At 75.1% G+C, this 19,875-nt stretch carries 17 protein-coding genes and 1 tRNA gene; 15 read left to right on the forward strand and 3 right to left on the reverse strand.

All coding sequences use genetic code 11. The annotated features are described in order from the left end of the window. Nucleotides 1-71: 71 nt before the first annotated feature. From galU to GXB85_RS15420, 5 genes are all read left to right on the forward strand, one after another. Nucleotides 72-980 carry a UTP--glucose-1-phosphate uridylyltransferase GalU gene (gene galU, locus GXB85_RS15400; RefSeq protein ID WP_161918546.1) on the forward strand — a complete coding sequence of 303 codons (909 nt, stop codon included), beginning with the start codon at nt 72-74 and terminating at the stop codon, nt 978-980. Nucleotides 981-990: 10 nt separating this feature from the next. Next, entirely contained in the window at nt 991-2,205 is a 1,215-nt protein-coding gene (gene glp / locus GXB85_RS15405) for a gephyrin-like molybdotransferase Glp (RefSeq protein ID WP_161918547.1), read from the forward strand. Continuing rightward, nucleotides 2,205-2,807 carry a GNAT family N-acetyltransferase gene (locus tag GXB85_RS15410; RefSeq protein ID WP_161918548.1) on the forward strand — a complete coding sequence of 201 codons (603 nt, stop codon included), beginning with the start codon at nt 2,205-2,207 and terminating at the stop codon, nt 2,805-2,807. Before glp ends, GXB85_RS15410 begins: the two co-directional genes overlap by 1 nt. Before the next feature lie 110 nt (nt 2,808-2,917). Continuing rightward, nucleotides 2,918-3,919, forward strand: a complete 1,002-nt coding sequence (locus GXB85_RS15415; RefSeq protein WP_370524281.1) for a hypothetical protein — start codon at nt 2,918-2,920, stop codon at nt 3,917-3,919. Nucleotides 3,920-3,974: 55 nt separating this feature from the next. Next, nucleotides 3,975-4,047: transfer RNA gene (locus GXB85_RS15420), tRNA-Ala, on the forward strand. 178 nt (nt 4,048-4,225) lie between these two features. Here GXB85_RS15420 and GXB85_RS15425 read toward each other — a convergent pair. Then, a complete protein-coding gene (locus tag GXB85_RS15425) occupies nt 4,226-5,764 on the reverse strand; it encodes a phospholipid carrier-dependent glycosyltransferase (RefSeq protein ID WP_161918549.1) in 1,539 nt (512 codons plus the stop codon). A 35-nt stretch (nt 5,765-5,799) separates the two neighbouring features. Between GXB85_RS15425 and rsmI the strand changes: the two genes are divergently transcribed. Continuing rightward, the gene (gene rsmI, locus GXB85_RS15430) at nt 5,800-6,633 is read left to right on the forward strand and encodes a 16S rRNA (cytidine(1402)-2'-O)-methyltransferase (protein ID WP_161918550.1); all 834 of its coding nucleotides are present in this window, start codon (nt 5,800-5,802) and stop codon (nt 6,631-6,633) included. Nucleotides 6,634-6,668: 35 nt separating this feature from the next. Here the strand turns inward: rsmI and GXB85_RS15435 are convergent, their stop codons facing one another. After that, nucleotides 6,669-7,361, reverse strand: coding sequence for a pyridoxamine 5'-phosphate oxidase family protein (locus GXB85_RS15435; RefSeq protein ID WP_161918551.1), 693 nt, complete (start codon nt 7,359-7,361; stop codon nt 6,669-6,671). Nucleotides 7,362-7,397: 36 nt separating this feature from the next. Between GXB85_RS15435 and GXB85_RS15440 the strand changes: the two genes are divergently transcribed. Next, nucleotides 7,398-8,720 carry an aminotransferase class I/II-fold pyridoxal phosphate-dependent enzyme gene (locus tag GXB85_RS15440; RefSeq protein WP_161918552.1) on the forward strand — a complete coding sequence of 441 codons (1,323 nt, stop codon included), beginning with the start codon at nt 7,398-7,400 and terminating at the stop codon, nt 8,718-8,720. A 22-nt stretch (nt 8,721-8,742) separates the two neighbouring features. On the opposite strand, the gene GXB85_RS15445 is transcribed toward GXB85_RS15440, so the two are convergent. Continuing rightward, nucleotides 8,743-9,333, reverse strand: a complete 591-nt coding sequence (locus GXB85_RS15445; RefSeq protein WP_161918553.1) for an isochorismatase family protein — start codon at nt 9,331-9,333, stop codon at nt 8,743-8,745. Between the two features lie 289 nt (nt 9,334-9,622). On the opposite strand from GXB85_RS15445, the gene GXB85_RS15450 reads away from it, so the two are divergent. From GXB85_RS15450 to GXB85_RS15485, 8 genes are all read left to right on the forward strand, one after another. Next, a complete protein-coding gene (locus GXB85_RS15450) occupies nt 9,623-10,465 on the forward strand; it encodes a type IV toxin-antitoxin system AbiEi family antitoxin domain-containing protein (protein WP_161918554.1) in 843 nt (280 codons plus the stop codon). Nucleotides 10,466-10,751: 286 nt separating this feature from the next. Beyond that, nucleotides 10,752-12,569 carry a methionine--tRNA ligase gene (gene metG, locus GXB85_RS15455; RefSeq protein ID WP_161918555.1) on the forward strand — a complete coding sequence of 606 codons (1,818 nt, stop codon included), beginning with the start codon at nt 10,752-10,754 and terminating at the stop codon, nt 12,567-12,569. 1 nt (nt 12,570) lies between these two features. Then, nucleotides 12,571-13,515 carry a TatD family hydrolase gene (locus GXB85_RS15460; protein ID WP_161918556.1) on the forward strand — a complete coding sequence of 315 codons (945 nt, stop codon included), beginning with the start codon at nt 12,571-12,573 and terminating at the stop codon, nt 13,513-13,515. 157 nt (nt 13,516-13,672) lie between these two features. Beyond that, complete coding sequence (locus GXB85_RS15465; protein WP_370524282.1) at nt 13,673-14,866, forward strand: ubiquitin-like domain-containing protein; 1,194 nt, start codon at nt 13,673-13,675, stop codon at nt 14,864-14,866. Nucleotides 14,867-15,158: 292 nt separating this feature from the next. Continuing rightward, the gene (locus GXB85_RS15470; protein WP_370524283.1) at nt 15,159-16,379 is read left to right on the forward strand and encodes a transglycosylase family protein; all 1,221 of its coding nucleotides are present in this window, start codon (nt 15,159-15,161) and stop codon (nt 16,377-16,379) included. 102 nt (nt 16,380-16,481) lie between these two features. After that, complete coding sequence (rsmA, locus tag GXB85_RS15475) at nt 16,482-17,357, forward strand: 16S rRNA (adenine(1518)-N(6)/adenine(1519)-N(6))-dimethyltransferase RsmA (protein WP_161918557.1); 876 nt, start codon at nt 16,482-16,484, stop codon at nt 17,355-17,357. Then, nucleotides 17,354-18,301, forward strand: a complete 948-nt coding sequence (locus GXB85_RS15480) for a 4-(cytidine 5'-diphospho)-2-C-methyl-D-erythritol kinase (protein WP_161918558.1) — start codon at nt 17,354-17,356, stop codon at nt 18,299-18,301. The genes rsmA and GXB85_RS15480 overlap by 4 nt, the downstream gene beginning before the upstream one ends. Beyond that, nucleotides 18,301-19,875 (forward strand): ABC-F family ATP-binding cassette domain-containing protein (locus GXB85_RS15485; protein ID WP_161918559.1); only part of this gene is annotated, 1,575 nt, incomplete at its 3' end. The genes GXB85_RS15480 and GXB85_RS15485, both read left to right, overlap by 1 nt.

The raw sequence follows: 19,875 nt of genomic DNA on the forward strand, positions 1-19,875 counted from the left end.
GTCTGCGCACGTTCACGCGACCGTCACACGCTGCGGGAGCACATGTGACCGGGGGTGGCTAGCCTCGGGCCATGACGATCCGCAAAGCAGTCATCCCTGCCGCCGGTCTCGGCACCCGGTTCCTGCCCGCCACCAAGTCGACGCCCAAGGAGATGCTCCCGGTCGTCGACAAGCCGGCGATCCAGTACGTGGTGGAGGAGGCCGTGCGCGCGGGCCTCGACGACGTCCTCATGATCACGGGTCGTTCCAAGCGCACGCTCGCCGACCACTTCGACGCGGTCCCCGAGCTCGAGAGCGCGCTCGAGGCCAAGGGCGACACCGAGCGCCTCGACCGCGTGCGCGAGTCGACCGCGCTCGCCGACGTGCACTTCGTGCGTCAGGGCGAGCCGAAGGGGCTGGGTCACGCGGTGCTGTGCGCGCGGCGGCACGTGGGCGACGAGCCCTTCGCGGTGCTCCTGGGGGACGACCTGATCGACGAGCGCGACGAGCTGCTGACGCAGATGCTCGAGGTCCAGCGTGCGACCGGCGGCTCGGTCGTGGCCCTGCTCGAGGTCGACCCCGAGCAGGTCCACCTCTACGGCTGCGCCGCAGTCCAGCCCGCCGACGGCGTCGCGGGCACGGGCGAGGCCGACGTCGTGCGGATCACCGGCCTGGTCGAGAAGCCCGACCCTGCGGACGCCCCGTCGAACCTCGCCATCATCGGGCGCTACGTGCTCCATCCGGCCGTCTTCGACGTGCTCGAGGAGACCCCGCCCGGCCGCGGCGGCGAGATCCAGCTGACCGACGCGCTCGCGACGCTCGCCGGGACGCCGGCCGAGCAGGGCGGCGGGGTCTACGGCGTGGTCTTCCGCGGGCGGCGGTACGACACGGGGGACCGCCTCGACTACCTCAAGGCCGTCGTGCGGATCGCCGTCGACCGGCCCGATCTCGGCCCGGACCTGCGCGCCTGGCTCACGGAGTACGTGCCCACGCTGCGATGATGTCCCGGCCATGAGAGCCGTCCACGACCACCTCGCCGCCGTCCTCGCGGCCGCACGCCCCGTCCAGCCACTCGACGTCGTGCTCGCGGACGCGCCCGGCTGCATCCTGGCCGAGGAGGTCGTGGCCCCCGCGGACCTGCCGTCGCGCGCCGTCGCAGCCTGTGACGGCTTCGCGGTGCGTGCCCAGGACGTCGGCCTGCCCGGTCCCGGTGAGCCGCCCGAGCTCGTGCTGCCCGTGGTCGACGACGTCCCCGTGACGGCGGTCGAGCCCCTCCAGCTCGTCCCGGGGTCGGCGGCGCTCGTCGCCTCGGGCGCTCCGCTGCCGGCGGGTGCGGACGCGGTCGTCCCGCTCGAGCGCACGGACCGCGGCCGGGCGCGCGTGCGTCTGCGCGGTGGGGTCGAGCCAGGGACGCACGTGCGGCAGGTCGGGTCGGACGCCGCCGTCGGGCAGGTGGTCCTCGAACCGGGCACGCGGCTGTCCGCGCGCCACCTCGCGGTCGCCGCGGCCGTGGGGCGCAGCCGGCTGCGGGTGCACCCGACCCCGCGCGTGGTCGTCGTGACCGTGGGCGACGAGCTGCGCGAGGTCGGCAGGGCCGCAGGCGGCACGGTGGACGATGCCGACGGCCACGCCCTGGTCGCCGCCGTGCAGGACGCGGGCGCCACGGCGGTGCGGGTGGGGCCCGTGCCCGACGACCGCTCGACGCTGCGCGAGGCCCTCGAGGACCAGCTCGTCCGCGCCGACCTGCTGGTCGTGACCGGCGGGCTGAGCGAGGGGCCGTGGGACACGGTCACCGACGTCCTCGCACCGCTCGGCACGGTCCGGTTCGACCACGTCGCGATGACCCCGGGGCGGCGGCAGGGCTTCGGGACGGTCGAGGGGGTGCCGGTGCTCGCGCTGCCCGGGCTCCCGGCGGCCGCGCTCGTCGCGTTCGAGGTGTTCGTGCGGCCCGCGCTGCGGACCATGGCCGGCCACCAGGACCTGTTCCGCCCGTCGGTGCGGGCGGCGTCGACGCGTCCCTGGGCGTCACCGGCGGGGCTGCGGCAGTTCGTGCCCGCGACCGTCGTCGGCTCGCCGACGGACGGCTACGTGCTGACCCCCGTGGGCGATCCGGCCACGGTGTCGCTGAGCGACCTCGCGCGCGCCAACGCGCTCGCCGTCGTCGGTGAGGACACGGCCACGGTGCGCGCGGGCGACACGCTCGCGTGCCTGCTGCTGGAGGGCTGATGGCGCGGGGATGGCCGGTGGTGCTGCGCGAGGGTCCGGTGGTGCTGCGGCCGCTGCGGCGGCGTGATGCGCGCGTCTGGATCGAGACGCGCATCCGCAACGCCAACTGGCTCGACCGGTGGGAGGCGACGTCGCCCAGCCCGGATCCCGGGCCGGGGCCGAGCTTTGGCGAGTACGTCCGCACGGTCTCGCAGCAGGCCCGCGCGGGGACCACCTTGCCATTCGTGATCGAGTACGACGGCCTGCTGGTGGGCCAGCTCACGGTCTCGGGCCTCACACGGGGGTCGATGTGCTCGGCGAGCCTCGGGTACTGGGTGAGCGAGCACGTCGCCGGCCGGGGGATCGTGCCGACGGCGGTCGCGATGGCCGTGGACCACTGCTTCGGCCCGGTCGGCCTGCACCGCGTGGAGATCAACATCCGGCCCGAGAACGCCGCGAGCCTGCGCGTGGTCGAGAAGCTGGGCCTGCGGGAGGAGGGACTCCGCGAGCGCTTCCTGCACATCCAGGGCGAGTGGCGTGACCACCGGTCGTTCGCCGTGACCGCCGAGGAGGTCCCCGACGGCCTGCTCGCCCGCTGGCGCGAGCGCACCGCCACGGGCTGACCCTGCCCGGGGCGGTGGCGGCGACAGGCGAACCACACGCGTGTAGTTCGCCCGCCGACACGCCGTGGGGCCTGCCCGACGGCGTCGTGCGGCTCACCTACCGTCGTGGCGTGGACCCGGCAGGCTTCGTGGCGACAGCCATGGTCGGGCTCTGGATCGCGTACCTGGTGCCGCAGCGCCTGCGGTTCCGCCAGCAGCTGCTCGACGCACGTGCCGAGGACAGGTTCTCGGACGGGCTGCGGGTGCTGCGGGTCGCCGAGGTGCCGGCGCCGGTGCGAGAGGTCCGCACGGCACGGCCGCTGCTGCACCCTGCAGCAGCTCGAGGAGGAGGCGGGGCCATGGATCGACCGCATGCCGCGGGGGACCGCATCGTCGCGGACGCGGTGCGCCGCTCGGCCGCCGAGCACGCCCGCAGGGCCGCCCACCTCGCCCAGCGCCGTGCCGCTGCCCGACGGCGCGCCCTCCTCACCGTCGTCCTGCTCGTCGCGGCCGTGGGTGGCTGGGCCGTGGCCGGCCTCGCGTCGGCGAGCCTGCTGCTCGGTGCGGTGCCGACCGTGCTGCTCGGTGGCGTGCTCGTGCTCGGCCGGCGCGCCGTCGTCGCCGGGCACCGGGCGGACGCCGCGTGGGCCGCCGGTGCGTCCGACAGGCTTCCCCTCGCGCGGACCGCGCACGTGATCGGGCGCGCCGTCCACCCCTCGGAGGCGACCACCGAGGTCATCGCACGCGTTCCCGCGGCGCCCGTGCGCCGCAGCGCCGCCGCGGCCGCGCGTGGCGAGGCACGCACCGAGCCGGAGCGGTCCACGACCGCCGCCCCGTCGCAGCCCGAGGTGCGCGAGCAGGAGGCGACGGAGGAACCCACGTGGGCCCCGGTGCCGGTGCCGCGCCCCACGTACGCGCTCAAGCCCGCGGCCCCGCGCCGCGAGCCGGCCCCGCTCACCGCCGAGCACCTCGCACCGCAGCAGGTCGCGGAACAGGTGGACGCCGACCAGGACGCCGCCGGGACGGGTGCCGTCGCGGAGTCGACGCCACCTGCGGCGAGCACCGCTCCCGCACCCTCGGCCGGCCTGGATCTCGACGCCGTCCTGGCCCGCCGTCGCGCGTCGGGCGAGTGACCCGCACGAGGTCGAGAGCACCCGCCCGCGGGTGCTAACCTGTTCACCGCTTCAAGGGGCTGTGGCGCAGTTGGTAGCGCGTCTCGTTCGCAATGAGAAGGTCAGGGGTTCGAATCCCCTCAGCTCCACCGCATGACGAAGGGCCCGGCGCGCAGCGCCGGGCCCTTCGTCATGCGGTGGAAGACTCAGTGATTCGAGGAGGAGGCGCGGAGCGCCGACGGGGTCCCCTCAGCTCCACCGCGGCGACCGCGCAGCGCAGCCCTCCGCGGCGACCGCGCAGCGGAGCCTCGCCCCCCGCCACCCCCTTCACACCCAGCTCGGGAACCACTGGTGCAGCTGCCAGAAGCGCAGCGTCGTGACCTGCCCGGTCCACAACGGCCAGAAGAACACCGACGTCGCGACCACGAGGCCGAGCGCGACCACCGCGATGACCCGTACCAGTGGGTCGCGCCGGCCCCACTCGAGCATGCGTGCGACGGCCCACGTGAGGCAGAGCACGAGCCACGGCAGCAGCACCACGGCGTAGAACGTGAAGATGGTCCGGTGGGTGTAGGCGAACCACGGCAGCCATCCCGCGACCACCCCGCTGAGCGCGGCGAGCGCCACGTGGTCGCGTCGGCGCAGCACCCACCAGACGCATGCGAGCACGGCGGCCGTCCCGGCCCACCAGAGCAGCGGGTTGCCGAGTGAGGTGACGGTCTGGGCGCAGCGCTCGGCACCGCACAGCGCGCCGTCGGGCGACTCGTAGAAGAAGCTCGTGGGCCGCGCCTGCACGAGCCAGCCCAGGGGGTGCGCCTCGTAAGGGTGCTCGGTGGTGACGTGGGTGTGGAACGCCCACATGTCCTGGTGGTACTGCACGAGCGAGCGCAGGGGCCCGGGCAGCCACGTGATCCCCTCGCCCGGGTGCAGCTCGGCCCAGCGGCGGTGGTAGCCGCCGGACGTGGCGAGCCAGCCGGTCCACGTCGCGACGTAGGTGAGGGCGCCCACGCCCACGACGCTCACGAACGCCCACGGCGCGTCGCGCACGAGGGCTGCCTGCCACCAGTGCCGCACGCGGGCCCGACGACGCGCGGTGGCGTCCCAGCCCACGCTCAGCAGCCCGAGGACGGCCGCGAACGTCAGGGCCGACCACTTGGTCCCGACCGCGAGCCCGAGCAGCACCCCCGCGAGCAGCCGCCAGGGCCGCACGCCCAGCCACGGTCCCCAGCCCGACGGCGCCCGGGGTGGGCCCGTGAGCGCGCGCAGTCGCTCGGCCGCGCGGTCGCGGTCCACGAGCAGCGCCGCGAAGCCCGCGACCACGAGCAGCATGAGCACGCCGTCGAGCAGCGCGACGCGCGAGTGCACGATCGCCGAGCCGTCGATCGCGAGGAGCGTCCCGGCGAGCACCCCGAGGGCGGTCGAGCGGAAGAGGCGGCGCGCGGCGCGCGTGAGCACGACGACGGCGAGGATGCCGGCGACGGCCGTGCCGAGGCGCCAGCCCACCGGGTCCTGCGCGCCGATGAGGCGCAGCCCGAGGGCGATGACCCACTTGCCGAACGGTGGGTGCACCACGTACGCAGGGTCGGCCGACCAGGTGTCCACCTCGCCCGCCGCGAACGCCGCGTCGACGTCGTCGGGCCAGGCGCCCTCGTAGCCGAGGTTGAGCAGGGTCCACGCGTCCTTGACGTAGTACGTCTCGTCGAACACCAGCCTGTCGGGGCGGCCCAGCGCGGGCAGGCGTGCCGCGGCGGCCAGGGCCGCGACCACGAGCGTCCAGGCCCAGGCGGCGAGGCGCTCGCGACGGCCGAGCGCGTCGACCCCGGGGGCCGCCACGTCGAGGGCGCGCGTGGTCCCCGTGCTGGTCACGCCGTCATCGTAGGTGGGGCCGTAGCCTGACCGGCATGACCGGGAGGATCGTGCTGGCCGCCACGCCCATCGGGGACTCCCGGGACGCGTCGGCGCACCTGCGCTCGCTGCTCGAGGACGCCGACGTCGTCGCGGCGGAGGACACGCGCCGCCTGAGCGCGCTGGCCCAGCGCCTCGGCGTCCGGGTGGGTGGGCGCGTGCTGAGCCACCACGAGCACAACGAGGCGGGCCGGGTCGAGGCGCTGCTCGAAGTGGTGCGCGACGGCGGGACGGTGCTCGTGGTCTCGGACGCCGGCATGCCGACGGTCTCCGACCCGGGCCTGGCGCTGGTGCGCGCGGCGGTCGACGCGGGGTTGCCGGTGACCACGGCGCCGGGTCCGAGCGCGGTGCTCGCGGCCCTCGCGCTCTCCGGGTTGCCCACGGACAGGTTCTGCTTCGAGGGGTTCCTGCCGCGCAAGGCCGGCGAGCGCCGTCGTGCCCTGGCGGGCCTGGCCGACGAGCGCAGGACGACGGTCCTGTTCGAGGCACCCCACCGGCTCGCCGAGGCGCTCGCGGACATGGTCGAGGTGCTGGGGCCCGAGCGGCCCGCCGCCGTGTGCCGCGAGCTCACGAAGACGCACGAGGAGGTGGTCCGGGGGTCGCTGCGCGAGCTCGCGGCGTGGGCGGCCGACGGCGCCCCGCGCGGCGAGATCTGCGTGGTCCTCGGCGGCCGACCTGCGCGGGCCCCCGCGGTCGCGGACGTGGTGGGCGAGGTGCTCGCGAGGGTCGACGCCGGCGAGCGCCTCAAGTCCGTCGCGGCCGAGGTCGCCCAGGCCTCGGGCTTGGCCACGCGCGACGTGTACGCGGCCGCCCTCGCCCGTCGCGGCTGACCCTGGGCGGCGATGACCGCGAGTGCCCGTCCTGGTCAGCGCGCCGGCAGGTACGCGGGCACGTCCGCCACGACGTCGTCGTCGGCCACGGGCTCACCCGCGACGAGGGTGAGGGGGACGACGCCGGCCCAGTGCGGCAGGGCGAGGTCCTGCGGCTCGTCACGGACGCCGCCGGTGCGGCTGCGCAGCGAGACCTCCTCGAGCGGGAGCGCGAGCACCGCGGTCTCCGCGAGCTCCTTGCGCGTGGGCGGACGGCTGTCGGCGCTGCGGCCGACGCCCGTGCGCTCGACGAGCGCCGCGAGCACGCGACGCTTCTCGTCGGGGTCGGTGACCGTGCGCGCGACGCCGTGGGCCACGACCGACCGGTAGTTGGCGCTGTGGTGGAACTGCGAGCGGCCGTACACCAGGCCGTCCAGGAGCGTGACGGCGACGCACACCCGCAGGCCGTCCTCGCGGGCCGCGCCACGCAGCGGGCGGCTGCCGGTCGAGCCGTGCACGTACAGCGTGTCGCCGATCCGGGCGTGCAGGGTGGGCAGCACGCGCGGTTCGCCCTCGACGACGAACGAGAGGTGGCAGGTCCACGCCTCGTCGAGCACGGCGTGCACCGCGGCCCGGTCGTACGACATGCGGTCGCGCGCGCGGGTCGCCCGGGTGCGTGGCGAGACCGGATAGGGAGGCGTCGTCGTCCGGGCCGCGGCCCTCGTGACGGTCGTGCGCGCGTCGTCCATGGCCAACCTCGTTCGTACTATGACAAACTCTGATCTGTGGCAGAACAATACCGGGTGTCGGGGCGCACGGCCGAGGAGATCGCGCGCAGCGTCGAGCAGGGCGTCGCGCTCGGGTCGCTCGTCGCGGGGCAGGCCCTCGTGCCCGTGCGCGCCCTCGCGCTCGAGCTCGGCGTGAGCCCCGCGACCGTCGCGAAGGCGTACCAGGAGCTGCGCCGCCGCGGCGTGGTGACGACCGCCGGTCGCGCGGGCACGCGCATTCGGTCGCGCCCCGCCGTGCGTTCGCGCAGGTCCCGCGCGCTGGTCCCGGCCGACGGCGCACGCGACCTCGCGAGCGGCAGCCCTGATCCCGCCCTGCTCCCGGCCCTCGGCCCCGCGCTGACCCGCGTGGCCGCCGGGCTCGGCGGCGCCTCCGGCTACACGCCCGGCATGCTGCCCGAGCTCGAGCGCGCGGCGGCGGCCCGTCTGGCGGCCGACGGCGTGCCGGTCGACAGTCTCACCGCGACCGGGGGAGCGCTCGACGGCATCGAGCGCCTGCTGAGCGCCCACCTGCGCCCGGGCGACACGGTCGCCGTCGAGGACCCGGGCTGGGCGGCGCTGCTCGACCTGGTCGCGGCGCTGGGTCTCGAGCCGGTGCCGGTGCCCGTCGACGACGGCGGTCCCACGCCGGCGGGCCTGCGTGCGGCCCTCGACCGCGGAGCCCGGGCCGTCGTCCTGACCGCGCGGGCGCACAACCCGACCGGGGCGGCGATCGGCCGGGAGAGGGCACGAGGGCTGCGGGCCGAGCTCGCGGGGCGTGACGTGCTGCTCGTGGAGGACGACCACGCGGCCGAGCTGTCGCCGCTGCCGCTGCACACGCTCGCCGGCGCGACGACGAGCTGGGCGTTCGTACGCTCGGTCTCCAAGCCCTACGGGCCCGACCTGCGGCTCGCCGTCGTCGCGGGCGACCCGGCGACCGTCGCGCGGGTCGCAGGCCGCATGGCTCTCGGCGCCGGGTGGGTCTCGACGCTGCTCCAACGTCTGGTGCTCGAGCTGTGGCAGGACGACGACGTCGCGGCGACCGTCGCCACCGCGCGCGAGGAGTACGCACGGCGCAGGTCGGCCCTCGTCGCCGCACTCGCGGCGCGCGGGGTGCGGGCGCACGGCCGCACGGGGATCAACGTGTGGGTGCCCGGGGTCGACGAGACGCGCGTGGTGGCCGAGCTGCGCCCGCGCTGGGCCGTCGCGCCGGGCAGCCAGTTCCGGCTCGTGTCGGGGCCGGGCGTCCGGATCACCGTCGCAGGTCTCGTGGACGCGGACGTCGAGCCGCTCGCCGAGGCGCTCGCGCACGCCGTCCTCGGGCCCGGGCGACCGACCGTCTAGCGCGAGGTGCGGGTGTGGCGGGTCACAGGCTGGCCGACGCGACGAGCTCGGCGCCCGCCTGGGCCATGCGCGTGCGCGCCGTCTCGCCCTGCTCGGGCGTCACGGGTGCGGTGAGGTCGGTGAGCACGCGTGCACGCAGCCCCTCGGTGACGGCGTCGAGCGTGGTCGACATCACGCAGTGCGACTCGGCGAGGCCCACCACGTCCACGTCCGTGACGCCGGCGTCGCGCAGGATCGCCGCGAGGGTGCGGCCGTCCTCATCCACGCCCTCGAAGCCGGAGTACGCCGCGGCGTAGGCGCCCTTCTTGACGCTCGCGTCGGGGGCGAGGTCCGCGAGCGCCGGGTGCAGCTCGGCCTCGGCCGAGCCCGCGACCCCGTGCGGCGGCCACGTGTCGACGAAGTCGGGCTCCTCGGGCGGTGTCGCGAAGTGCCGGCCCGGGTCCACGTGCCAGTCCTGTGTCGTGACGACCAGCGAGTACCGCTCGCGCTCGTCGCGCGCCCAGGCCGCGATCGCCTCGGCCACCGCGTTGCCTCCCGTGACGGGCAGCGCACCGCCCTCGCAGAAGGTCGGCTGGACGTCCACCACCAGCAGGGCACGGCGCTCGTCGGTCATGCCGTCCACCCTAGGTCGGTCGCCCGCGCGCACAACCCCCGCCCGGTGCGGCCGGCGCCGCGTCGTCCGTCCCCTCCCGTGACTCCACGCCGCGCGGTCCGTCCACGCGGTCCTCGGGACTCCTGTGACGCGTGGGTCCTGTGTGTCGCGTCGAGAGCCCCAGCGTCCCCATGAGCCACACGGACCGCGCCGGCGGACCGCGCCATCAGCGCCCGCTGTGGACGCGGCTCGTCCACAGCGCCGAGGTGTCCTCGACCGGCGCTGAGGGCAGGCGCACGACCCTTCCCACATGGGCGTCGTCGAGAACCTCGTCGAGCACCACGGCTGCGCGCGCACGGGCCGGATCGTCCGCTCGCGGCGCGAGAAGCGCGAGCTCGCGTCGCTCGTCGCGAGCGGCGCGGTCGTCCGGGTGGCTCGAGGGCTGTACCGGCTTCCCGACGCGCATCCGGTCGTGGTCGACGCGCGCCGCGTGTCAGCCCTTGTGACGTGTGTCTCCCTCGCAGCGCACCTGGGCATGCCGCTGAAGACAGCCCCAGTCGCGACGCACGTCGCGCTGCCCGCCTACCGGGGTACGCCCGCGGTCGGCGGGCATGTCGTGCACTGGGACTCCGGGATCGAGCCCGACGGCGTCCGGGTGGCCGTGGAGATGCCGCGTGCGCTGCGTCACGCCGTGCGGTGCCTGCCGCTGCGCGACGCCGTGGCGCTGGGCGACGCCGCGCTCAACAGCGGGCGCGTGTCGCTCGCCGGCCTCCGGGCACAACGACCGACGTCGGCCGGCCGGCTGGAGTTCGACAGGTTCATCAGGCTCCTCGACGGCCGTAGTGCCTCGCTGCCCGAGACGTTCCTCCGGCTGGGCCTCCGAGCTGCAGGAGCGGACGTCAGGCCGCAGGCGATGATCGACGGCGTGGGCTTCGTCGACATGCTCGTCGACGGCGTCGTGGTCGTGGAGGTCGACGGCTACGCGTATCACTCGGGCAGGCGCGAGTTCGGTGAGGACAGGCGCCGCGACCGCACGGCGCAGCTCCAGGGTCTGCCTGTGCTGCGCTTCACCTACGCCGACGCCGTGCACACGACTGCGTCCGCAGTCGACGAGGTCCTGGAGGCCGTGCGCCGTCATCGTCCCGGGCGCTGAGGGGGCTGTCCGCCTCGCGTGCCGTGTGCGCCGCCCGCGCCATGCGCTGGTGCCCCCTCGCCGTCTCGTCGCCTCGATCATGGTCCGCCCACGCGGTGCGTGTGACGTGCGTGCACAACGTGGCAGGAGTGGCGTCACGCCTTTCACAGGTGCCCCCGCCGTCCCGCAGACCGCCTGGGCGGGCCGTAGCCCCGCGCTCCGCGCGCCCGGAAGCACGGATGGACGGGGGACCCGCGGCCCGGGGACGACCGCGTGGTGCGGGTGCTCGCACCCTAGGATCGGGCGCATGTCGCGCATCCTCTCGGCGGTCGCCTGGCCGTACGCCAACGGCCCCCGCCACATCGGTCACGTCGCCGGGTTCGGCGTCCCCTCGGACGTCTTCAGCCGCTACATGCGGATGGCGGGCCACGACGTGCTGATGGTCTCGGGGACGGACGAGCACGGCACGCCGATCCTGGTGCAGGCCGACAAGGAGGGCACCACCGCCCGCGAGCTCGCGGACCGCGCGAACCGGGTGATCGTCGACGAGCTCGCAGCCCTCGGCTGCTCCTACGACCTGTTCACGCGCACCACGACGGCGAACCACTACGCCGTCGCGCAGGAGCTCTTCCGCCAGCTGCACGCGAACGGCTACATGGTCGCGCGGACCACGCGCGGCGCGATCTCGCCGTCGACGGGCCGCACCTTGCCCGACAGGTACATCGAGGGCACCTGTCCCATCTGCGGCTACACCGAGGCCCGTGGTGACCAGTGCGACAACTGCGGCAACCAGCTCGACCCGACCGAGCTCATCGACCCGCACAGCCGCATCAACGGCGAGACCCCGCGCTTCGTCGACACCGAGCACTTCTTCCTCGACCTTCCGGCGCTCGCGGAGGCGCTCGGGGAGTGGCTCGACGGACGCGAGGCCGCGGGCACGTGGCGGCCCAACGTCATCCGGTTCAGCCGGAACATCCTGCAGGACATCAAGCCGCGCGCGATGACGCGTGACATCGACTGGGGCATCCCCGTCCCGCTCGAGGGCTGGGCCGACAACCCCAACAAGCGGCTGTACGTGTGGTTCGACGCGGTGATCGGCTACCTCTCGGCGTCGATCGAGTGGGCGCGTCGCCTGGGCGAGCCCGAGCGGTGGCGTGAGTGGTGGAACGACCCCGAGGCCCGCTCGTACTACTTCATGGGCAAGGACAACATCACGTTCCACTCGCAGATCTGGCCGGCCGAGCTGCTCGGCTACGCGGGTCGGGGCGAGCGGGGCGGCGAGCCCGGCGGCTACGGCGAGCTCAACCTGCCCACCGAGGTGGTCTCGAGCGAGTTCCTCACCATGGAGGGCAAGCAGTTCTCGTCCTCGCGCGGCGTCGTGATCTACCTGCGCGACGTGCTCGCGCGCTACCAGGTGGACGCGCTGCGCTACTTCATCTGCGCGGCCGGCCCGGAGAGCTCGGACTCCGACTTCACCTGGCGCGAGTTCGTCACGCGCACCAACAGCGAGCTCGTCGCCGGCTGGGGCAACCTCGTCAGCCGGACCGCGTCGATGATCGCCAAGAGCTTCGGCGAGATCCCTGCGGCGGGTGAGCTGACCGAGGCCGACGAGGCGCTGCTGGCGACCGTCCGCGAGGGCTTCACGACCGTGGGCGGGCTGATCGAGCGGCACCGCCAGCGCCAGGCCGTCGCCGAGGCGATGCGCGTGGTCGGCGAGGTCAACCGCTACGTCTCGGACACCGCACCGTTCAAGCTCAAGGCCGACGACGAGCGTTCCCGCCTCGCGACCGTGCTGCACGTGCTCGCCCAGGCCGTCTGGGACTGCAACACCCTGCTCGCCCCCTTCCTGCCGCACTCGTCGAACACGGTGCACCGGGTGCTGGGCGGTGACGGGGAGTTCATGCCCATGCCGCAGGTCGTCGAGGTCGAGGACCTCGACGACGGCCACGCCTACCCGGTCATCACCGGCGAGTACTCGACCACGCCCGCCTGGGCCAGCACGCCCGTGCCGGTGGGGGCGCGCGTCGAGCGGCCCACGCCGGTCTTCACCAAGCTCGACGAGTCCGTGGTCGAGACCGAGCTCGCGCGGCTGCGTCCCGACGACGGCTCCGCGGCCGGGGCCTGACGTGGCGCGCCGGCCGCGCGACGTCTCCTGGCCGCCGGACCCCGAGCCGCTGCCGTCCCCGCTCGTCGACGACCACACCCACCTCGACGCCGTGGTTGGCGGCACGGGGCCGGGCGGGTGGTCCGGCGCCCCGGTGACGACGCCGTCGGCCGGTGGGCCCGAGGTGCGTGCGCACCTGGCGCGGGCGGCCGCGGCCGGCGTCACGCGGCTGGTGCAGATCGGCTGCGACCTCGACGCCGTGCCCTGGACGCTCGAGGCTCTCGACGCCCACCCCGAGCTGCTGGGCGGCGTCGCGATCCACCCCAACGAGGCGGTGCTGCACGCGGGCGTCCGTGAGGTCGCTCCCGACGGGCTCGACCCGGATCCGCAGCCTCGGCACGCCATCTCCCTCGACGACGCGATGGCGACGGTCGCCGCAGCGGCCCGGCACCCCCGCGTGCGCGTGGTCGGCGAGACGGGGCTCGACTTCTTCCGTGCAGGCGACCAGGGCCGGGCGGTCCAGCGTGAGGCGTTCCGCGCGCACGTCGCGCTGGCGAAGGAGCTCGGTCTCGCTCTGCAGATCCACGATCGGGACGCCCATGACGCGGTGCTCGAGGTGCTCGAGGCCGACGGTGCGCCCGAGCGGACCGTCTTCCACTGCTTCTCCGGTGACGCCGCGATGGCCCGGCACTGCGCCGAGCAGGGCTGGTACCTGTCGTTCGCAGGGCCCGTGACGTTCGCCGCGAACGACGGCCTCCGGGCGGCGCTGCGCGAGACCCCGGCGTCGCAGCTGCTGCTCGAGACCGACGCCCCCTACCTGACGCCCCACCCCTTCCGCGGACGTCCGAACGGGCCGTACCTGGTCGCCGCGACCGCGCGTCGGGTCGCCGAGGAGCTCGACCTCGACCTCGAGGAGCTCTGCCGGACCGTCTCGCGCACCGCCGAGCAGGTCTACGGTCCCTGGTGACGCGTCCGGTGCGGTGCCCACGCGTGCGCCGTCGGGCCGCCGTCGCGGCGTCACCCGACGGGTGCCTACCGGCGGGGCCCGTGGCTGGGCTACGGTCACATGTGCCGTGCCCGGCTGGTCGGGGCGGCGACCCTGCCCCCGGACGGACGGAGCCCTCGTGCCGCACGTGCTCGTGAGCCGGACCGTGGTCCGTGCGCGCGCGCACCGACGCACCGTGGCCCAGGCCCTTGTCCTGTCGCTCGTCGTCGCGGGGACCGCGGCGTTCGCGAGCCTGCACAAGACCGTGACGCTCGACGTCGACGGCGACGTCCGGACGGTCTCGGCGTTCGGTCGGACGGTGGGGGACGTGCTCGAAGCCCACGACGTCGTCGTCGGCCCGCGTGACCTCGTGAGCCCGGGGACGGCCGACGTGGTCGGGACACGGCAGACCGTCGTCGTGCGCCACGGGCGCGAGGTGGACGTGGTGGTCGACGGCGACCAGCGCACCGTGTGGACCACGGCCCTCACGGTCGAGGAGATGGTGGCGGAGCTGGGCCTGCGGGACCAGGCCGTCCGCACCTCGGCCTCGCGGTCGTCGGTGCTCGGGCGCGAGCCGCTCGCGGTGTCGACCGTCAAGACGGTCCACGTCGCCGCCGACGGCGCGACGCAGGACCTGACCACCCAGGCCGCGACCGTGCGCGAGGTCCTGGTCGAGGCGGGCGTGGTGCTCGGTCCGTACGACAGGCTCTCGGCCCCGCTCGACTCGGCGGTCGCGGACGGCATGGTCGTGCTCGTCACGCGCGTCCGCACCGAGACGCGCTCCGAGCGCACCGAGACGCCGTTCGCGACCGTGCGCGAGGACGACCCGCGCCTCGTCGAGGGGCGCGAGGTGGTCGAGGTCGAGGGCCGCACCGGCGTGAGCGTGACCACCTTCGTCGCGCAGCTCGTGGGTGACGAGGAGGTCGGCCGCACGGTGCTCGCGGAGTCGGTCGTCACCGCGCCGGTCGACCAGGTGGTGCGCGTCGGGACCATGACCATGCCGGACCCGGCCGACCTCCCTTCGGTCGAACCCGGGACCGCGCGTGCGATCGGCCTCGAGATGACGCTCGCGCGCGGCTGGGACGAGGCCGAGTTCGCGTGCCTCGACAACCTGTGGACCAAGGAGAGCGGCTGGCGCACCACGGCCGAGAACCGCTCGAGCGGCGCGTACGGGATCCCCCAGGCACTGCCCGGCTCGAAGATGGCGTCGGCCGGTGACGACTGGCGCACCAACCCGGCGACCCAGATCGCGTGGGGCCTCGGCTACATCGAGAACCGCTACGACACCCCGTGCGGCGCCTGGAGCTTCTTCCTCTCGCGCAACTACTACTGACCTGTCCGGCGCACCCGCGCCGAGCCGGTCGCAAGCGGGTCACGCGAGCGCGTCAGCACCGCGTCAGGCTGCCCACCGGTTGGCCCAAGGTCACGAACCGGTTACGGTCGCATGTCGCTGCCGGGGCCTCCCGGTGGTCGCACCCCGGTCGCCCCCGGTCCTCGAGGGCACCGACCGACGGCCGGATCAGGGTCCGGGCCAGCCCGGCGCCACGGCGCCGCACCCCTCACGGGCTGAGCCGCGCAGCACCCTGTGCCCGGACAGGACGACGTCAGGACTCCACTTCGTGATCGTGCTCGACTCCCTCCGCCGCGCACTCGGACGCGGGGACTCCCCGACCCCCTCGACCTCCACCGATGCGCCCGCCCCGCCCCTCCGCCACCGGCGCGCGCTGCAGATCGGCGCCCTCGCCACGGCGCTCGCGCTCGTCTCGGGCGGCTCGCTCGCGTACGCGGCCGCCCACAAGACCGTGACGCTCGACGTCGACGGCGAGGTCACCCAGGTGACCACGTTCGCCGGGAGCGTCGCGGGCGTCATCACCGCCGAGGGCCTGGAGATCGGCACCCGCGACGTCGTGGCCCCCGAGCCCGGGGCCGGCCTGCGCGACGGCGACGAGATCGTCGTCCGGCACGCGCGGCAGGTCGAGGTGCTCACCGACGGCGAGCAGGAGCACCTGTGGACCACGGCGCTCAGCGCCGACGACGTCCTGGCCTCGCTCGCCGAGCGCGGCGACGACGTGCGGCTGGTCGCCTCGCGCTCGGCCGCCGACGGCCGTGCCGAGCTCGGGCTGCGCCTCGCGGTCGACGGTCCCGTCCAGGTGGTCGCCGACGGTCAGACCCACGCCGTCGACGACGGCTCCGTGGGGCTCGCCACGGTCCTCACGGACCTCGGCATCGAGGTCGGCGAGCTCGACCGCGTGACGGTCGTGCGGCCCGAGGGCGACACGCCCCTCACGGTGCAGGTCCAGCGCGTCGTCGCCGAGGAGGTCGTCACGACCACCGCGATCCCGTTCGAGAAGACGAGCGAGAAGACGGACGAGCTCTACAAGGGGCAGTCCGAGGTCGCCGTCGAGGGCGTCGAGGGCACGCGCGAGACCGTCCACCGTGTCGTGACCGTCGACGGCGCCGAGGAGTCCCGGCTGCTCCTCAGCGACACCGTGACCACCGAGCCCGTCACCCAGGTGACCCACGTGGGCACCAAGGCGCGCCCCGCGCCCCGGCCCACCACCTCGTCGTCCTCCTCGTCCTCGTCGGGCGGCAGCAGCTCGGTGGGCGGTGACGTGTGGGCCGCGCTCGCGCAGTGCGAGTCGGGCGGCAACCCCTCGATCGTCTCGAGCAACGGGCTCTACCACGGCCTCTACCAGTTCTCGGTGGGCACGTGGCAGTCGGTCGGCGGCAGCGGTCTGCCGTCGCAGGCCTCGCCCGCCGAGCAGACCAAGCGCGCGAAGATGCTGCAGGCGCGCTCGGGCTGGGGCCAGTGGCCCGCCTGCTCGTCCAAGCTCGGCCTGCGCTGAGCCGCACGTCCCGCACGACGACGCCCGCCGGTGGAACCCGGCGGGCGTCGTCGTACCGGGACCGGACTGCCCGGACCATCGCGCGGGCCTAGGCTCTCGGGCGTGAACGACTCCCTGCTCGGCCCCTCCCAGGTGCGTGACCTCGCCGGACGCCTGGGTGTGCGCCCCACCAAGAGCTGGGGGCAGAACTTCGTCGTGGACGCCGGCACGGTGCGGCGGATCGTGCGCACCGCCGGCGTCGGGCCGGGTGAGCACGTGGTCGAGGTCGGCCCGGGGCTGGGCTCGCTCACGCTCGGGCTGCTCGAGGCCGGGGCGCACGTCGTGGCGATCGAGGTGGACCCGCTGCTCGCGGAGGCCCTGCCCGCCACGGTGGCCGAGCGAGCGCCGGGCTCCGCGGGCCGCCTCACCGTGCTCCCCGCCGACGCCCTGACCGTCACCGACCTCCCCGGGGAGGCCCCGACGGCGCTCGTGGCGAACCTCCCGTACAACGTGGCCGTGCCGGTGCTCCTGTCGTTCCTCGCGCGCTTCACCTCGCTCGAGCGGGTGCTCGTCATGGTCCAGGCGGAGGTCGCCGACAGGCTCGTGGCCCCGCCCGGCTCGCGCACCTACGGCATCCCGTCGGCCAAGGCCGCGTGGTATGCGAGCGCGCGGCGCGCGGGCTCGATCGGCCGGGCCGTGTTCTGGCCGGTGCCACGGGTCGACTCGGCGCTCGTGGCGCTCGAGCGCCGCGACCCGCCCCGCACGACGGCCTCACGTGAGCAGGTGTTCACCGTGGTCGACGCCGCGTTCGCGCAGCGGCGCAAGATGCTGCGCTCGGCGCTCGCCGGGCTCGCGGGCTCGAGCGCGCAGGCCGAGCGCGCGCTCGTGGCCGCCGGGGTGCGGCCCGACGTCCGAGGTGAGCAGCTCGACATCGAGGCGTTCGCGCGGATCGCCGAGCACCTCGTCGTCCCGGCCGACGTGCGAGAGTGGGACGGATGAGTCCTCGACCAGCCGCCGACGGCGTGCGCGTGCGCGCGCCCGGCAAGATCAACCTGACCCTCGGCGTCGGCAGGCGCCGCGAGGACGGCTACCACCCCCTCGCGACGGTGTTCCAGGCGGTCTCTGCCTTCGAGGACGTCACGGCGTGGCCGGCCGAGGACCGGACTGTCACGGTGAGCGGCCTGCACGCCGAGCACGTCCCGACCGACGGTGCCAACCTCGCGCTCCAGGCCGCCGACCTGCTCGCGCGCATCACGGGCGTGGACGAGGGCGTCGCGCTGCACCTGCACAAGGGCGTCCCGGTCGCGGGGGGCATGGGCGGCGGCTCGGCCGACGCCGCCGCCACCCTGGTGGCCTGCGACGCGCTGTGGCGCACGGGGATGAGCCGTGCCGAGCTCACGGAGCTGGGCGCGCAGCTCGGCGCCGACGTGCCCTTCGCGCTGGCGGGGCAGACCGCCGTCGGCAGGGGCCGCGGCGACGCGCTGAGCCCGGCGATGACCCGGGGCGAGTACCACTGGACCCTCGCGCTGCGCAGCGACGGGCTCTCGACCGCGCGCGCCTACGGGGTCTTCGACGAGCTCCTCGCGGGGGCCGTCGACGACGAGCCCGACGTCGATCCGGCCGTCATGCGGGCCCTGCGGGCGGGTGACCTCCCGGCGCTCGGCGCGGCCCTCTCGAACGACCTCCAGGCCGCGGCGCTCGAGGTCGCACCCGAGATCGCCGAGACCCTCGCGGTCGCCGAGGACGCGGGCGCGCTCGGGGTCGTCGTGAGCGGTTCGGGCCCCACGGTCGCGGCGCTCGCGCGCTCGCAGCACCAGGCCCTCGCGATCGCGGCCGCGATCACCGCGGCCGGCGTCGCCGACGACGTGATGTGCGTGAGCGGCCCCGTGGCGGGCGCCAGGGTCATCGGTACCGAGGTGCGTGCGGCCGAGGAACGCGGCTGATGGCGCACCTGCTCGGTGCGGACCAGATCTCCTTCACGGTCGGTACGCGGACCCTGCTCGACGGCGTCAGCGTGGGCGTCGACGACGGCATGCGCATCGGCGTCGTCGGGCCCAACGGTGCCGGCAAGTCGACGCTGCTGCGGCTGCTCGCGCGCCGTCAGGAGCCCGACGCCGGGCGCGTGACTCACGCCGGCGGCGTCCGTGTGGGCCTGCTCGACCAGCGCGACGAGCTGCCGACCGGCGTGCGGGTGGGGGACCTCGTGCACGGGAGCGACACCGCCGTCCACGAGTGGGCCTCGGACGCGGGCGTGCGTGCGGTCCACGCGGGTCTGCTCGCCGACGTCGACCTCGAGGCCGAGGTCCAGACCCTCTCGGGCGGCCAGCAGCGACGGGTCGCGCTCGCCGCGCTCCTCGTCGCCGACCACGACGTCCTGATGCTCGACGAGCCCACCAACCACCTCGACGTCGAGGGCGTCGCGTGGCTCGCCGAGCACCTCGCGGGCCGGTTCGGCGTCGAGGGCAGGTCGGACGCCCGCGGCGCGCTCGTGGTGGTGACCCACGACCGGTGGTTCCTCGACGCGGTCTGTACGCGCATGTGGGAGGTGACGGGCGACCGCCCCGGGCCCGACACCGCGTCCGTGCTCGGTTACGAGGGTGGCTACGCCGCCTACGTGCTGAGCCGCGCGGAACGCGAGCGCTCGGCGCGCGCGACCGCCGCGCGGCGCGACAACCTCCTGCGCAAGGAGCTCGCGTGGCTGCGGCGGGGTGCACCCGCGCGCACGAGCAAGCCCAAGTTCCGACTGGACGCCGCCGCCGCGCTGATCGCGGACGAGCCGCCCCCGCGCGACCAGCTCGAGCTGACGCGGCTCGCGACCGCGCGGCAGGGCAAGGACGTGCTCGACGTCGAGGACGTGCACGTCGCGTTCCCGGACGCCGACGGCGGCTCGCGCGTGCTGCTCGACGGCGTCACGTGGCGCCTCGGCCCGGGTGACCGCTGGGGCCTGGTGGGTGTCAACGGCGCGGGCAAGACGACGCTCATGCGCCTGCTCGCCGGTGAGCTGCGGCCGGGCGCGGGCCGGGTGCGACGCGGGCGCACCGCCGTCGTCGCCACCCTCACCCAGGACGTCGCCGAGCTCGACGAGATCGGCGGCCTGAGGGTGCTCGAGGCGGTCGAGGCCGAGCGGCGGAGCGTCGTGGTGGGCGGACGCGAGCTCACCGCGGGCCAGCTCGTCGAGCGGCTCGGCTTCACGCGTGAGCGCGCCCAGACGCTGGTGCGCGACCTCTCGGGTGGCGAGCGGCGACGCCTGCAGCTCCTGCGCCTGCTCGTCGGCGAGCCCAACGTCCTGCTGCTCGACGAGCCCACGAACGACCTGGACACGGACACGCTCGCAGCGCTCGAGGACCTGCTCGACGGGTGGCCGGGGACGCTCGTGGTCGTGTCCCACGACCGCTACCTCCTCGAGCGTGTGTGCGACCGGCAGGCGGCGCTGCTCGGGGACGGTCACCTGCGCGACCTGCCGGGCGGTGTCGAGGAGTACCTCGCGCTGCGCCGGGCGGCCGTGCGCGGCGCCGCG

Origin of the sequence: Cellulomonas sp. APG4, from assembly GCF_009996735.1 — a bacterium.
Taxonomy (GTDB): domain Bacteria; phylum Actinomycetota; class Actinomycetes; order Actinomycetales; family Cellulomonadaceae; genus Actinotalea.

Bases quoted from the DNA above. Each gene is read 5' to 3' on its own strand.
- galU (WP_161918546.1), top strand. From the start codon at position 72: ATGACGATCCGCAAAGCAGTCATCCCTGCCGCCGGTCTCGGCACCCGG.
- glp (WP_161918547.1), top strand. From the start codon at position 991: ATGAGAGCCGTCCACGACCACCTCGCCGCCGTCCTCGCGGCCGCACGC.
- GXB85_RS15410 (WP_161918548.1), top strand. From the start codon at position 2,205: ATGGCGCGGGGATGGCCGGTGGTGCTGCGCGAGGGTCCGGTGGTGCTG.
- rsmI (WP_161918550.1), top strand. From the start codon at position 5,800: ATGACCGGGAGGATCGTGCTGGCCGCCACGCCCATCGGGGACTCCCGG.
- GXB85_RS15435 (WP_161918551.1), bottom strand. From the start codon at position 7,361: ATGGACGACGCGCGCACGACCGTCACGAGGGCCGCGGCCCGGACGACG.
- GXB85_RS15445 (WP_161918553.1), bottom strand. From the start codon at position 9,333: ATGACCGACGAGCGCCGTGCCCTGCTGGTGGTGGACGTCCAGCCGACC.
- GXB85_RS15450 (WP_161918554.1), top strand. From the start codon at position 9,623: ATGGGCGTCGTCGAGAACCTCGTCGAGCACCACGGCTGCGCGCGCACG.
- metG (WP_161918555.1), top strand. From the start codon at position 10,752: ATGTCGCGCATCCTCTCGGCGGTCGCCTGGCCGTACGCCAACGGCCCC.
- GXB85_RS15480 (WP_161918558.1), top strand. From the start codon at position 17,354: ATGAGTCCTCGACCAGCCGCCGACGGCGTGCGCGTGCGCGCGCCCGGC.